Below are 13,298 nucleotides of genomic sequence, written 5' to 3'. Positions count from 1 at the left end.
TTCTGCGAGTCGGCTCATCGTGCGTGCCGAGTGTCGGAATGTCCAGGCAAGGCACCAGCGCCGCGTCCCGAGAACCGGATCAGTTTGGTCGGGTTCATGACCCAATGCAGCTGCGCGATACCCGATGGGGTCGCAGTGGCGGTGAGGAGGGTGTATGGCACGTCGTCGCGGGACAGCAACACCGCTGGCGATCCGTTCGCCTGCACCCAGGTGATGGCTGCGCCAATCCAGAAATGCGAGGAGAACGCTGCGACGAATTTTGCCACTCGGTCATCGCCCATGATCGGAATGCGTGCGGCAAGAACGCCCGTCACTCCGCCGCCGTCGGAGGAGCTCACGACGTCGGCGGCGAGCAACGCGGTGAGTGCATCGAGGTCGCCAGTCTGTGCGGCGTCGACGAATGCAGCGAGCAAGCGCCGGTGGTCCGAGGTGCTCACCGTCGCCCTGCTGCCGGCTGCGATGTGTTTGCGTGCTCGAGTGACGAGCTGACGTGCGTTCGCCTCGGTCACCTCGATGATCTCGCCGATCTGGCGGTACGGATAGTCGAACGATTCCCGCAGGACGTATGCGGCCCGTTCGGTTGGCGAGAGCTTTTCGAGAAGCAACAGCACTGCGAACCCGAGGGCTTCGCCGCGTTCGGCTCCCAGGGCCGGATCGGCACTGGTATCGACGGGTTCGGGCAGCCACGGCCCGATGTAGGTCTCATGCCGGGCTCGGGCGGACTGCACCGCGTTGATCGCCAAGCGGGTGGTGGTGGTGGAAAGAAATGCTGCAGTGTTCTCGACCTTTGAGCGGTCGTAGGTCTGCCACCGCAACCACACGTCCTGCACGATGTCCTCGGCCTCGGATGCGCTGCCCAACATTCGGTACGCGATACCGAACAAGCGAGGTCGCACGAGGTTGAACTCGGCAGCGGCGTTGTCGAGTTCGGAGCGGGAGGGATAACGAGGCATCTCGGTCAGTCTTCCTCTGGTTTGTTCAGTTCGGTCGACTTGAAAGCGGAAACGGATCAACAACTCCGTGCGGGGACTACCGGTCTGAGATGTTGGTCTGCGGCGGTTCGATGTCGAAGGAGCCGCGCGTCCATTGACGAAGCTTGTCTGGTGCGAGGACGAGCCATACCCGGTTGATCACGCCGTACTCGATCGACAGGGCAGCGATACCGACCACACGACCGGCCTTCCTATACGCCAGACCAGACTGCCCGTTCACCGACTCAACGCTTACCGAGGTCTTTTGATCGGTGTTCGCGGTTTCCGCCAGGAGTCGGCTGACACTCTCGGGTCCAGTTCGTTCGCCTTCGCCGTCGACGACCGCGACGACATTCGCTGCAAACAGTGTTCGCATCGCCGCTGCGTCACCGGTTCGGCATGCCGCCGCGACGGCGAACACTGCTGCGTCGTGGGCGTTCGAGGTCAGCACTATTCGACGAGCTTTCCGGTGGTGTCCACTGTGCGCATCAGTGCCTGTATCTCGGCCGGTATCGGGGGGATCGACTCCTTACTGATCTTGCCCGGCCCGGACCAGACGAGGTTGACTCGCAACGACTTATCGATGTCGGGGAAGTCGGACCTGTTGTGGCATCCCCGGCTCTCGCGGCGTTCGAAGGCTGCTTCCATGGTGGCGCGCGCTGCGAGTGCCGATGCTTTCAGATCGAATGCGTGGGCCAGGTCGGCGTATCCGGCGATGTCAGGATGCACCCCGACCTCAGACATGCGATGTTCGATGACGTCGAGTTCCCTGAGCCCCGCGCGGAGTCCCGTTTCGTTGCGTACCACGCCGGCGTGCTCGGTCATGATGTTCCGAATGGCGCGTTGCAGGGCACGCACGTTTTCGCGGCCGTCGGCCGAAAGCAGTGTGTCCACTTCTTCTCGGGCCTCTGCGATCGCCTCCCGCGAACGCAACTGCGCGTCGAGACCTACGGAGTACGCGGCCGCGGCCTGCCCGACGATACGTCCGAACACCAACAGCTCGATGAGCGAATTGCCCCCGAGTCGGTTCGCTCCGTGAAGCCCGCTCGACGCTTCGCCGATCGCGTAGAGCCCGGCCACGTCGGTGCTGTGATCTTCCGGGCGCACCCACACCCCGCCCATCGAGTAGTGCGCGGTCGGGGCTATTTCGATCGGGTCCGTCGTGATGTCCAGCATCTGAAGTTCGAGCAAGGTCTGGTAGACGCGTGGGAGCCTGCGCATGATGACTTCACGGTCGAGATGTGAGACGTCGAGCCACACCCCGCCGTGTGCCGTGCCGCGGCCTTCCTTGATTTCGGTGTACGCAGCGAGGGCCACTCGGTCCCGAGTCGACAGTTCCATTCGCTCCGCGTCGTATCGGGCCATGAACCGCTCCCCCACCGCGTTGCGCAGGACGCCACCTTCCCCGCGCGCCGCCTCCGATACCAATGTGCCGGCTGCATTTTCGGGCTCGATGAGGCCCGACGGGTGGAACTGGACGAGTTCGGGATCACGGATTCGGCCACCAGCGTCGACGGCGAGCCGGAACGAATCACCGGTGTTCTCGTCACGTCGGGAGGAAGACCGACGCCAGATGCGATTGTGCCCTCCGGCCGCAAGAATGACGGCATCGGCGTGGATGACGTAGCGACTGCCAGTCGTCAGATCGAAGCCGTAGGCCCCGAACACGGTGTTTTCACGGACCAGGAGCTTGGTGATGTACACCGTGTCGACAGTGCGTATGTTCAGGGCTTCGGTGCGCGCTATGAGCGTGCGTTGGATCTCGAGGCCGGTGTAATCGCCGGCGAAGGCGGTACGCCGGAAGGTATGTGCGCCAAAGAAGCGCTGGGAGATGCGGCCGTCTGTTTCTCGCGCGAACGGCATTCCATAGCGAACAAGGTCGGCAATTCCCCGCTCGGCACCTTCTGTCACTACCTGCACGGTGTGCGGATTGGCGAGGAAGTAACTCTCTTTCAGGGTGTCTGCGGCATGCTGCTGCCAGGAATCCTCAGGATCCATCGCGCCCAGCGCAGCATTGATTCCTCCTGCGGCGAGGGAGGTGTGCGCGTCCATCTTCGGGCGTTTGCCGACCACGAGGACCTCGGTGCCGTGTTCGGCCAGTTCGATGGCAGCGCGCAGCCCGGAGCCTCCGGATCCGATGACAAGCACCGACGTCGTCAATCGCTGTTCGGTCGAACTCATGATGCCCTGCTCTCTCTTCCGACGAAGTGACGCTGACACCTCTATAGACAGATCAGCGGCGCGGTATGTGACGCGGTGCAGCCGAGAGGCCGCTCACACGCTGCGTCAGCTGCGGTCGTCGAGCGGCACGTACTCGAATGTGGGCCCCGCGGTAGTGACACCGTCGCCGGTCGGCATCGCCATCAAAGCCTGCGCTTGGGCTTTGAGCGTAAACATTGCACCGATTGCGGTGTTCATTTCCGTTGGGTTGCCGTTGAAGGCGTCCTCCAGAAGATAGAGAAGGAGGCAGTAAGTGTTGTTGAACTGCTCCTGGGCGATCCGTACAGCACTCCCAGCGGGCAAGTCCGCCACCTTCGGATTGATCCGCATGGGCCGCACGCCGTCGAAGTCCACTGCAATTGCTTCACCAGTCGGACCGGTCTGTGGCGTATCGCCTGTCCGAAATCGTCGTCTCTGTTTGAGCTCGATGAAACGGTAGTAATGTGCCACCTCGTCGAGCTGAGGATGGAAGACGTCCTTTTTGCCGTCCCAGGCGTCGGTCCGCGCGGCACCCTCCCCTTGTTCGACTATTTCTTTAAGGGCGTCGAGAGCGGACGCGAGATCGGTCACGGGAATGATGTTGCCCGCTGTGCTGCTGAAGTGAATCTCGTGCAGCTGTCTTTTTGGTTCGCCGCAGAACACAGCACCCTCTCCGAGGGTGCCGCACAGGGTGCGCAAGCCTGTTTCGATTGCTGCGTAGAACTGGCCAATGGTGTGGTATCCGTCGGCTTGCGGTAGTGCCTCAGCAGTTGCCGGTGTCTCGATAACTAGGAACATTTCCAGTGCCGCTGCACCGAACGGTGCCAGGTCGATTCGAATGGAGCTGTCACTGTGCGGCAACGTGTGCGGATATGGCGGCAGGAGTTCGGGCTTGTCGAGCGAGGGGGTTCCGCCCACTGCATTGAGTAGGTTCGCTGCGAGCGCCAGATGGAGCATCTCTTCGACGAAGACGCTACTGATGACCTGTGATGCTTCGAGATTGCGGTCGATGTCCAGTGAATACAGCGCGTACAGATAGGGGGGAATGGTGGAATGTTCTAGCTCGATGGCCCACTGCAGGTGGGTCCGGAGGTCGTCGAGCGTCTCGATGGTCACAATGCTGGTGGTCATGGCTGAATCTGATTTCACTAGTTCGGCGGGGCCGGCGGATTACGGAATATGTTCGCGCTCAAACGCGCTCGATCGACAACGTGCTGCCCGGCGGCGGGTGGGACCAGTCGCGTTCTGATTGACGCATACCCCCAATGGAAGGCCGTCTGAAACCCGTTACTCCCGCTTCTATGTCGCGACTCCGTCCGAGCAACACAACAGTCAGTGGCGGTCGATCACGGCTTGAGTCCGCTGAGGACATCGACTGCCAGCCACTTCTCGAACGTGGTTTCGGCGTGCTGGGCATCGGCACTCGGAAGGAGCTCGGTATCAGCGAGATGGGCTCCGAAGTAGGGTGCGTCGTCATCGACGACGACCTCGCGGGGGTCGCCGTGTGCTTCGAGGCCGCGGGCAACGAAGTCCGCGAGCGTGAAGACCTCTGGACCGCCGATTTCGACGGTTCCGTTCAACGGCGCTCCGACGCTGACGCGTCCGACTGTGCTTGCCACCTCGTCCGCCGCGATCGGTTGGATCGATGCTGACGACAGGCGCACCTGATCACCGGATGTCGCCCCGCGAGCGATGGACTTGAAGAATTCGAAGAACTGCGTTGCATGGACGATGGAGTACGGAATCTTCGATTCCTTGATCAAGGCCTCTTGCTTTACTTTGGCTCGCATGTAGCCGCTGTCGGTGAGGCGTTCGGTTCCGACGACCGACAGTGCGACGTGATGTCCGACGCCGGCAACAGATTCCGCCGCCAAGATGTTCGTGGTTGCGCGTGTGAAAAAGTCGAGGACGGCCGCGTCTTCGAACGACGGGGAATTGGAGACGTCGACGACGACATCGGCTCCGGCGAGCACGTCGGCCAAGCCTTCCCCTGTCAGCGTGTCGACGCCCGAGTTGGGTGACGCGGCGACCGCGTCGTGGCCGTGTTCTCCGAGCTTGGCGACCAGCTTCGATCCGATCAGTCCTGTACCACCGATGACAACGATTTTCATGAGTCTCTCCCGCTGTATGCCGGCCGGCCGTGGTTGGCTGTCCGGTCAACCCTTCGACCGGGTAGCCGCCCGATTTGTGACAGCAGCCCACGGTGTCACGAATACTCGGGTCGCTCTGTCCTTGAAGGTGTGGCGCGTCCTATGCCAGGTGCATCGTCGAGATTTCGTGACGGACATGCCACGCCGACCGTCCCGGGCGAGGCGCAATACGATAAGTCCTGATATGCAGCGTTACCGGTAAACCCCTGCATATGCATCCGGCGAATAAACACGCATCGCCTCGCCCAGACCGCACACGCACAGATGTCGGATCACGAAGTCTGTGATGAACTGCTACACATGGCCGATTTCAGCGACTACCAATTTCTCCGCGAACCGTTCGAGGGCTGGATCCTCAACGGCTACTGCGTAACCCTCGTGGCCGACACCTCCGCCGAGGAGTTCCTTCGACTGGTCGACGCCGAGATTTGGCCCGACCGTGTTCGTGGATACGAAGAGATGAACCTGGCCTGGCCGTCAACGTCGGACCATTACGTTGGAGTGGCGGACCTGCCGGGCCGCTGGACGCTCGTCATCGAGACCGCTGCCGGCCACATGGGGATCTCGGAATACGTACTAGGACCTGTTGCAGCAAAAAAGCACGACATCGTGTCCATCTACGGTGCCGAAGGTTCCGGTCGGATTGACTGGTGGACAGACGGAATTCTTGTCGCCCATATGGACGTCAGCTATCTCGAGTACGACAGTGCCTGGAGCGGGGCGGACCCTCGCCGTTTCGAGGACGTATGGAACGCGGTCGTCCCCGCCGACCTTGACGATGGTGTCGATAGTGGGTGGGTCTTTCCTCAAGCGCTTTTCGCAGCCGCCGAGAACATCACCGGTACACATCTGAGCCAGGAAGTTCTCGCGTCTTCGGAGTTCACCTTGGCTACGGTTCGGGCGATCCTGCCGCCGGCCGCCGGGGAATACACAAGACGCCTGCGCGATGCAGGCTGGGATGCGCGGACGCTCCACCCCTGATGACACCAGTTTCCGCGCCGTCATTACGAGTCGACGGGTGCGTACAGCTGACGGGGGTGATGGCTCGTAGTTGTCCCATTGACACACCAACGGCCTCAGGGCCAATCGTGCACACTGCGCCGGGTGCGGACCGCGGTAGAGCTACCACGGGCGCACTCGATCTTGAACCATATTCAAAAAGCGCGAACGAACAGATCTCGAAGATTCAGACGGCAGTAGCCGAGATCGTTGTCCGCAGCCCGGCATCGATGCGGTCCATGGTCGACACGAAGGCGTGCGTCATGTCGATGTCGAGTCGGTCGGAGAGGACGAAGATCCACCACAGGCACTCGGCGAGTTTGTGTTGCAGTTGGTCGTCGACGTCGTCGTCGATATCCCAGGTGCCGTCGTGTGCGAGTATCAGCCGGCCGATGGTGCCGACGTCGTTGGTGAATCCGAGCATCAGTTCGTGCAACGACCACACCTTGCCGTTGAAGCGCTGTTCGAGAATCTCGTAGAGTGCGCGGACTTAGAGGGCGCGGTCCTTAGCGGGGTCGAGATCGACCGGACTTGTCGAGTCTGGAGTAGATGCCATGCCGGCAACGCTATAGCCGATCATCTCACCGCAAGAAGGGTGCACCGCACCCTTCTCGATCGCAGCATTCACTGAACCAGCGGGCGACAGCGGCAATTACCGCACCGTCAAGACATCTTGACGCGGGTGCAATTGCCATGTTGGCTCCTCGCTGAACGTGGCCCCCTTGGTGTCTTGGGTGATCCCCGCGTTCGATCTGGCCAAGCCGCACGGCCTGACACTGAACGCTGGGCAGTGTCGGCTTTGCCGAGCCGGTTGCGGACAAGTGCAGGTGACCTACCGATGAGGGCGCTGTGTGGTGCCGGTCGCGTGCGTGGAGTAGTCGATGAGGCGGCTGCGGAGTGCAGGATCGATCAGCCCGGCGCGGTCCGGATCGGTCAATCGCGTAAACAGTCGACGCTTGTATTCGTCCACGTTCACACCGAATTTGACGAATATCTCTTCGAACGGTGCGCCGCCGAACGGCTCCCACATCGCGGCAAAATCCACCAGAGCATCCCCCGACTTCTTCGTGGCCATTGCTGTCACCGCGCCGCGGCAGTGTCACTGTCGTCGAGGTCGCTGTCGTCGACGAACACCAGAACACCCGTATCGAGGGCGATCGCCCACCGATGTGGTTGCGCCCAATCCCGACCCAGTCGATCGCCGGGAATCAGCGAGTCCGCGAAGTCCTCGACAATCGTTCCACCGACCACGCCGTTGTCGCGTCGAACTTGGACCTTCTCACCAACGGTACGCCCGGACTTTGTGTTACGTCGAGTATCGGTCATGACGGTATTGAAACAGATGGCAGAAGCACGTGAGGTGCGGACGGGAACTACGAGGAAATCCGTTGCCAGGAAACAGATTCGCTGCGTGACACCGAAAGTTCCGACGTAACGGGCAGATCGCTGGGAGGTTCCCAAGTTGGATGTCAGAACCCGAATCACGGGCCGAGCGTCGTCCGAACTGCAATGCCGCCAGCGAAGTCGAGAGTTCGTCGTACCTCACACGACGTCGATACCGGCATTCGCAACTATATCCAGGGCAGCGACGTGTGCGTCAAGGGTCGAACCTGCGCATCCAACGGCCTGCACCGACACCCCTTCCTCCACCGCAGTGCTGACCGGGCGGCCAGGTCGACGACCAGTAAAACCATCACCACGATGTCGGTGCCCCCCCTCGTCGGCAGCTGCGCGTGAAGGTCCGGGTTGGTCCACACGTCCCGATCGTGCTTGGTCACCACCAGATACCCCGATTGCGGACGAATACCATGCGGCGATGTACGAAGAGGGAAAGTCGTTGAACCCAATCGTGATCGACGCCTGGGGTCGCGTCACCGCGGGTGGCTTCCCGCCGGGGAGGGTGTGATCGGGTCTGCCGAGTTCGCGGTCAGCTCTTCAGCGCCGCTGCCAACAAGGGCACTGCGTTCTTCAGTGCGTACCGGGTTCCGGCCACAGAACCGGCCGAGAATGCACTCGAGAGGTTCAGGTCGCCGAGGACGACCAGATGTCCGTCGCGGGCGGAGGGCAGACCTTGGATGCTTGGGTTGTCGGTGATGACCTCGGGTCCGCTACCGATGGGGATCATGACCGTCAGGTCGGCGTCGAGTTTCGCGATGTTCTCTTCCGAGAGATCGACGCTGAATTTCCCGGGCTGTGCGAGGTCCTGAATGGCCGGGGTGTTCGTCATTCCGAGTGCTTCGAGGAAGTCGACGCGGGCATCACCTCGCACGTAACCCCCGCTCTGTCCGCTGTACACCGCGCCGACGGCCACCGATTTTCCGGCGAACTCGGGGTTGGCGGCGATGGTCTCGGCGAACTGGGCCTTGGTCTCGTCTATCAACTTCTTGCCTTCGTCGACTTTTCCGAGTGCCGCCGCGACGATCTCGGTCTGTCCCTCCCACGTGGTCCCGTAGGCGATGTCGATTCTCGGTGGGGCCGCAACGGTGGGGGCGATGTCGGACAACTGCTCGTACAGGGCCTGGTCGTTCGTGCTCCTGGTCCAGAGGATCAGGTCCGGTGCCAGGGCGGCCACCGACTCGACGTCGACGTCGTAGGTACCCAGGATCGTGGGGTCGGTGTCGTACTTTTCGGTGACCCAAGGACCGAGTCCGTTGCCACCGACACCGAGCCAATCGCTCGCTCCGACCGGTTGCACGCCGAGGGCGAGGGCGGTCTCGGCGTCGGACCAGCCGAGTGCGACTACGCGCTGCGGGTTTGCTGGAACTTCGACGTCACCGAACATGTCGGTCACCACGGTGCCGCCGGACTCGGCCGGTTCGGCACTGTCGCCATCGGAGCTGCATGCGGTCAGGGTGAGCGCGAGGGCGAGAACTGCCGCAGACAGGACTGAGGATCGTGAAATAGACATAGGGAAGGCTAACCTATAAACCGCGGAAGTGTCCCTATGGGTCGAGCACGACGCATTCGCGGCACCGGGGCGGATCCTCACCCAGATCGCCACCATGCCCGACGACCGCTCCTACCCGTGGATCGCGCGCACCACCGACAGCGGCGGACTCGGATACCGATCACCACAGAAGAAATTCGCGATCGGCCTCGGCTTCGACATCGCCTATGCGAACAAACTGGTCTACGCCGACAACCGGGGTACCACCGCTGAGACCTTCGCCCGACCGCTGACGGTGGCTGCAGGATCGTGACCGAAGAACTTCAAGCAGGACCGGTCCCGACCCTGCTCAACGCCACGTTGCGGAACAGCCTGGCTACTTTCATCAGGAATGGCTCGAAGGGCTCATTGCTCGGGCCCAGGTAGACGCCGGATCGGCCGCCTACACCTCCGTCAAACAGATCGAGCTGTGGGCGGCTGGTCGAGGGTCTTGTGCTCGAGCATGGCGACACGGAGTCGCACCGGCGTCGAGCGAGGCAGATGGGGGCCGCGTTGCGCTTCGTGCTTTCGGCTCGTTTGCGGTAGTACCAGGCGCGACTGGGACCGTACATCCTTCCCAATCTTGGGACACCCAATTTACTACGTCCGGAACGGGCCACCGTCAGGAAGACGGTCGACACAGACGACGACGGTGTTCGCCACAGGTGATCACCCGTCACTGTTTCGGTAATTCAACATCGGAGAGCCGATCTCGAATCTCGGATCCACGCACGGGCACATTCCCTGCGTAGAGCGGCAACAGTTGTAGACAGCCGTTGCTGCGCCGATCGAATGGACCATCTTCTGTCCATCTCTGTTGCACAGTCGTAGTAGTCGGTGTTAAGTGGAGCTATACGCGCTAACCGAAGGGAAGCTCATGGCTGTTCCGCCTCTGTACCGAGATTTCGCAACTGTGGCCGACGTCGAGAAGATGTACGACATCGAGGCGACGGTCCCCGATTTCGGTGCATACGCCCAGGATTTCGTCCTACGCAGCGCCGCCTACCGTGAGCAGGCGGTGGCGATGCTCGACGTGCAATTTGGCCCCACCTTGGAAGAGACGTACGACGTCTTCCTACCCTCAGGCTCAGAACAACACGGCACCCGACCAGCACTCTTCTTCGTCCATGGGGGCTATTGGCGCGCAACCACCAGCAAGGTGTGGAGTTATATCGCAAAAGGCTTGACCGAGCGCGGATACGTTGTCGCCATAGAGAACTATGCCCTGTGCCCCACGGTGACCATCGCCGAGATCATGCGACAACACCGCGCTGCATATGCGCACTTCCACACCCATCTTTCGGCGTACGGAGTCGACAGCAACCGCATCGTCATCGGCGGACACTCTGCCGGTGGGCATGCAGTCGCGACGCTACTCACCACGGATTGGGCCGGCGACTACGCGCTCCCGGCCGTCCCCTTCGCAGGCGCGCTGGCCGTCAGCTCAGTGGTCGACCTCCGACCGTTGCGCTACACGTTCCTGAACTCCGACCTGCGACTGGACGCGTCCTCTGCAGCTGAACTGAGCCTGCACGATCACATTCCGGATCAGGCCCCTCCCACGGTAATTGCGTACGGCTCGCGCGAAACCCCAGAATTCGAGCGCCAGTCCGCCGAGTACGCAGCAGCGCTCGACCAGCGCGGCCACACTGTCGACCTACACCGTATGGACAACAACCATTTCGACATTCTCGACACCCTGGCCGACGGACAGGGCCTACTGGCCCGCGAAGTGGTGCGACTGTTCGACATGGCGTAGCCGCAACCCATCTCGCCACTGAGCAGCAACCAATCTCGCAGTCGAACAGGACCACCGATATGAGCGCACCAACGTCGAAACGAAACACCATGCAATGGACTGGGAACCGGCGTACGACAGGATTGACCGTACTGCCAGACCACGAAGGTGCCATGCTGTTCTGTCCCGCTGAATCGGTAACCGCCGACGAGGTCGCCATAGCAGTGCGCTTTTCCTCCGGGCTGATACATGCTGCCATGTTTTCCGACGAACTCGATCGCCTGCGCATTCCCGACCAACCCGTATACGACAGTGAGAGAAGCGAACTAGGCTTTACCGTGGCCGTGGACGCAGTGGGAGTAGGCACCGGAATCTCGGCAATCGATCGCAGTTTCACACTCCGAAAACTTGCAGATCCGGGCACGAATCCCGAAGACCTGCGGCGACCAGGTCACGTCATGCCCGTTCGATGCAGTCGGCCATCCGCGACCACCTCCAACGTCTACGAACGTGCACTCGACGTGATCACCGCAGCCGGACATGCACCAGTCGCACTGATCTGCCGACTCGTTCACGACAACGGGTCCGTGGTCGACAGCATCGACGCCCACTGGTACGCAGAACGCCACGGATTGGCAGTTCATTCGTAAAGCGGCTGCGGCACTTCGCTACCGCTACAACCCAACAGATCGACGACAGGCCAAACACATGTGGGACGCCCTCCTGCGAGCAATGCGATTCGGACCCTACGCACGCTACCTCCACGAGGAGGGGTTTCACCGAGAACCCCTCTGCGCTGTCTCGGCATGGGCGGTGGCCCACGGTGCCATAGCCCAATCACTGGAATCGAATCCGCTGCCCGATTGACTCCGGGGTTCCACGTGCTCTGACCATCGCACCCGACGGAACAATCGCACGCTTCTCAACCCTCTGACGACAAACCGAGGGTGTACAACCAAGCGACAACGGACAATACAGTCGGCGAACTCCACCCAACCCAGTGGCGGCCGACTGGATCGATGACCACTGCCGCAGACAAAACGGACCCACACACGTGGTGGACCGACGTCCCCGGGCTGTGGCGCTCAAGCGACATTTAGAGCACCGTCGACACATCCTGACGATCGAGATCGAACCAGACACCTGATGTTCGACAGGTGGAGGAAATTGTCCAGTTGGACGCCTTCGCAGCGCGAACGGTCCGCGCAAGTCTGGACGCAGTGGGAATGAGGATGACCGCCGGCGACATGACCTGCGCCAATTGAAGTTCTGCACGACGGTGGTCGAGGGCGGAGTTCGGAGTCCACATCAGTTCGATTGCACTCACCGTCGGCGGGTCGGGATACAACCTGGTAATCCCGCCTCCGCGGCGCACCTCGCTCAATCGGAACCAGTCGGGGACCATAGTCGCATTCAGTTGCATCTCATCTGTCGCTGCCGGCTGCACCGGCGATCACACGTGTGGCCATCTGGCCGGAGGTTTGTGGAGGTGTTTACGCCTGAGACTCGCCGCCGTCGACGAACAGTTCGCTCCCGGTGATGAAACTTGCGTGCGGAGACGACAGGAAGAGGACGGCATCGGCGATCTCAGAGGGTTGCCCGAGGCGTCCGAGCGGAACACCGTCTGCCATGCCGTCGAGCAAGGCACGCGCTTGTGCCGGGTCAGCCGCCAGGCCGGCGAGACCAGGCGTTTCGGTCGGTCCGGGGGTGACGGTGTTGACTCGGATTCCTTTGTCTGCCAACTCTATTGCCCACACTCGACTGAACTGCCGGATCGCAGCCTTGCTCGCTGAGTAGACGCCGAACGATGCGATGGCGCGTGACGCAGATGTCGAGCCGGTGACAACGATCGATGCGTTCGCGTTCAGCAGCGGCAGCGCTTTCCGGACGGTGAACACGGTTCCGCGGACGTTGATTCCGAAAGTGTGGTCGAAGTCTTCGGGCTCGAGGTCGGCGAGCGCGGAGAATGCGCCTCCTCCTGCGTTGGCCACGACAACATCGAGTCCTTGGCCTCGTTCGGCGATTGCTGCATACACACGATCGAGATCTTCGAGATCGGAGACGTCACCCCGCATGCCGGTGACCCCGGTCCCCAGTTCTGCAACCAGAGCATCGATTTCAGCCTGCCGACGACCGGTGACGAAGACGTGCGCGCCTTCCTCGATGAACCTGGTGACGACTGCACGGCCGATGCCCGATGTTCCTCCGGTGACCAATACAGTGCGCGAGTCCATCTGTCCCATGGTTGCCTCCTACTAGGTTATTGACCGTTCTGTCCAAAACTAGCAGTTATGGTCCAAACGGTCAAAATTCCA

The 13,298-nt window shown here is 61.6% G+C and carries 14 protein-coding genes and 2 pseudogenes; 4 read left to right on the top strand and 12 right to left on the bottom strand.

Annotated features, from left to right (window positions below; translation table 11 throughout):
- Positions 1-14: 14 nt before the first annotated feature.
- The 5 genes from E4P29_RS03495 to E4P29_RS03475 all read right to left on the bottom strand — a co-directional run bounded on the left by E4P29_RS03495 (position 15) and on the right by E4P29_RS03475 (position 5,281).
- A complete protein-coding gene (locus E4P29_RS03495) occupies positions 15-953 on the bottom strand; it encodes an RNA polymerase sigma-70 factor (protein ID WP_135042013.1) in 939 nt (312 codons plus the stop codon).
- A 76-nt stretch (positions 954-1,029) separates the two neighbouring features.
- On the bottom strand, positions 1,030-1,392 hold the full coding sequence (locus E4P29_RS03490; RefSeq protein WP_135042011.1) for a hypothetical protein: 363 nt from the start codon (positions 1,390-1,392) through the stop codon (positions 1,030-1,032).
- A gap of 29 nt (positions 1,393-1,421) precedes the next feature.
- Positions 1,422-3,152: an FAD-dependent oxidoreductase gene (locus E4P29_RS03485; RefSeq protein WP_135042009.1), complete on the bottom strand. Its 1,731-nt coding sequence runs from the start codon at positions 3,150-3,152 to the stop codon at positions 1,422-1,424.
- Between the two features lie 105 nt (positions 3,153-3,257).
- Positions 3,258-4,301: a ferritin-like protein gene (locus E4P29_RS03480; RefSeq protein ID WP_135042007.1), complete on the bottom strand. Its 1,044-nt coding sequence runs from the start codon at positions 4,299-4,301 to the stop codon at positions 3,258-3,260.
- A 215-nt stretch (positions 4,302-4,516) separates the two neighbouring features.
- Entirely contained in the window at positions 4,517-5,281 is a 765-nt protein-coding gene (locus E4P29_RS03475; RefSeq protein ID WP_135042005.1) for an SDR family oxidoreductase, read from the bottom strand.
- Between the two features lie 339 nt (positions 5,282-5,620).
- Between E4P29_RS03475 and E4P29_RS03470 the strand changes: the two genes are divergently transcribed.
- Positions 5,621-6,301 (top strand): DUF6461 domain-containing protein, encoded by a 681-nt coding sequence (locus E4P29_RS03470; RefSeq protein WP_135042003.1) that lies wholly within the window; start codon positions 5,621-5,623, stop codon positions 6,299-6,301.
- Positions 6,302-6,506: 205 nt separating this feature from the next.
- Here E4P29_RS03470 and E4P29_RS03465 read toward each other — a convergent pair whose 3' ends face one another.
- From E4P29_RS03465 to E4P29_RS03445, 4 genes are all read right to left on the bottom strand, one after another.
- Complete coding sequence (locus tag E4P29_RS03465) at positions 6,507-6,755, bottom strand: hypothetical protein (protein ID WP_209205298.1); 249 nt, start codon at positions 6,753-6,755, stop codon at positions 6,507-6,509.
- A 396-nt stretch (positions 6,756-7,151) separates the two neighbouring features.
- Positions 7,152-7,394, bottom strand: coding sequence for a hypothetical protein (locus tag E4P29_RS03460; protein WP_135042001.1), 243 nt, complete (start codon positions 7,392-7,394; stop codon positions 7,152-7,154).
- A gap of 5 nt (positions 7,395-7,399) precedes the next feature.
- A complete protein-coding gene (locus E4P29_RS03455) occupies positions 7,400-7,645 on the bottom strand; it encodes a hypothetical protein (protein ID WP_135041999.1) in 246 nt (81 codons plus the stop codon).
- Between the two features lie 601 nt (positions 7,646-8,246).
- A complete protein-coding gene (locus E4P29_RS03445; protein ID WP_135041997.1) occupies positions 8,247-9,227 on the bottom strand; it encodes an iron-siderophore ABC transporter substrate-binding protein in 981 nt (326 codons plus the stop codon).
- Positions 9,228-9,261: 34 nt separating this feature from the next.
- On the opposite strand from E4P29_RS03445, the pseudogene E4P29_RS03440 reads away from it, so the two are divergent.
- Positions 9,262-9,519 (top strand): annotated as a pseudogene (locus E4P29_RS03440) (short-chain fatty acyl-CoA regulator family protein); the annotation flags it as partial.
- A 140-nt stretch (positions 9,520-9,659) separates the two neighbouring features.
- On the opposite strand, the pseudogene E4P29_RS26250 reads toward E4P29_RS03440, so the two are convergent.
- Positions 9,660-9,808, bottom strand: a pseudogene (locus E4P29_RS26250) (IS110 family transposase); the annotation flags it as partial.
- Between the two features lie 314 nt (positions 9,809-10,122).
- Here E4P29_RS26250 and E4P29_RS03430 point away from each other — a divergent pair.
- Both E4P29_RS03430 and E4P29_RS03425 read left to right on the top strand, forming a co-directional pair.
- A complete protein-coding gene (locus E4P29_RS03430; RefSeq protein ID WP_135041993.1) occupies positions 10,123-11,004 on the top strand; it encodes an alpha/beta hydrolase in 882 nt (293 codons plus the stop codon).
- Between the two features lie 59 nt (positions 11,005-11,063).
- Positions 11,064-11,633 carry a 3,4-dihydroxy-2-butanone-4-phosphate synthase gene (locus E4P29_RS03425; RefSeq protein ID WP_135041991.1) on the top strand — a complete coding sequence of 190 codons (570 nt, stop codon included), beginning with the start codon at positions 11,064-11,066 and terminating at the stop codon, positions 11,631-11,633.
- A gap of 446 nt (positions 11,634-12,079) precedes the next feature.
- Here the strand turns inward: E4P29_RS03425 and E4P29_RS03420 are convergent, their stop codons facing one another.
- Both E4P29_RS03420 and E4P29_RS03415 read right to left on the bottom strand, forming a co-directional pair.
- Entirely contained in the window at positions 12,080-12,310 is a 231-nt protein-coding gene (locus E4P29_RS03420) for a hypothetical protein (protein ID WP_135041989.1), read from the bottom strand.
- 166 nt (positions 12,311-12,476) lie between these two features.
- Positions 12,477-13,226 carry an SDR family oxidoreductase gene (locus E4P29_RS03415; RefSeq protein ID WP_135041987.1) on the bottom strand — a complete coding sequence of 250 codons (750 nt, stop codon included), beginning with the start codon at positions 13,224-13,226 and terminating at the stop codon, positions 12,477-12,479.
- Positions 13,227-13,298: the final 72 nt, after the last annotated feature.

The organism is Rhodococcus sp. 1R11 (genome assembly GCF_004563845.1).
GTDB lineage: Bacteria > Actinomycetota > Actinomycetes > Mycobacteriales > Mycobacteriaceae > Rhodococcoides.
Note: the sequence above shows the minus strand (reverse complement) of the source record. Positions and strands in the feature narration are given on the sequence as shown.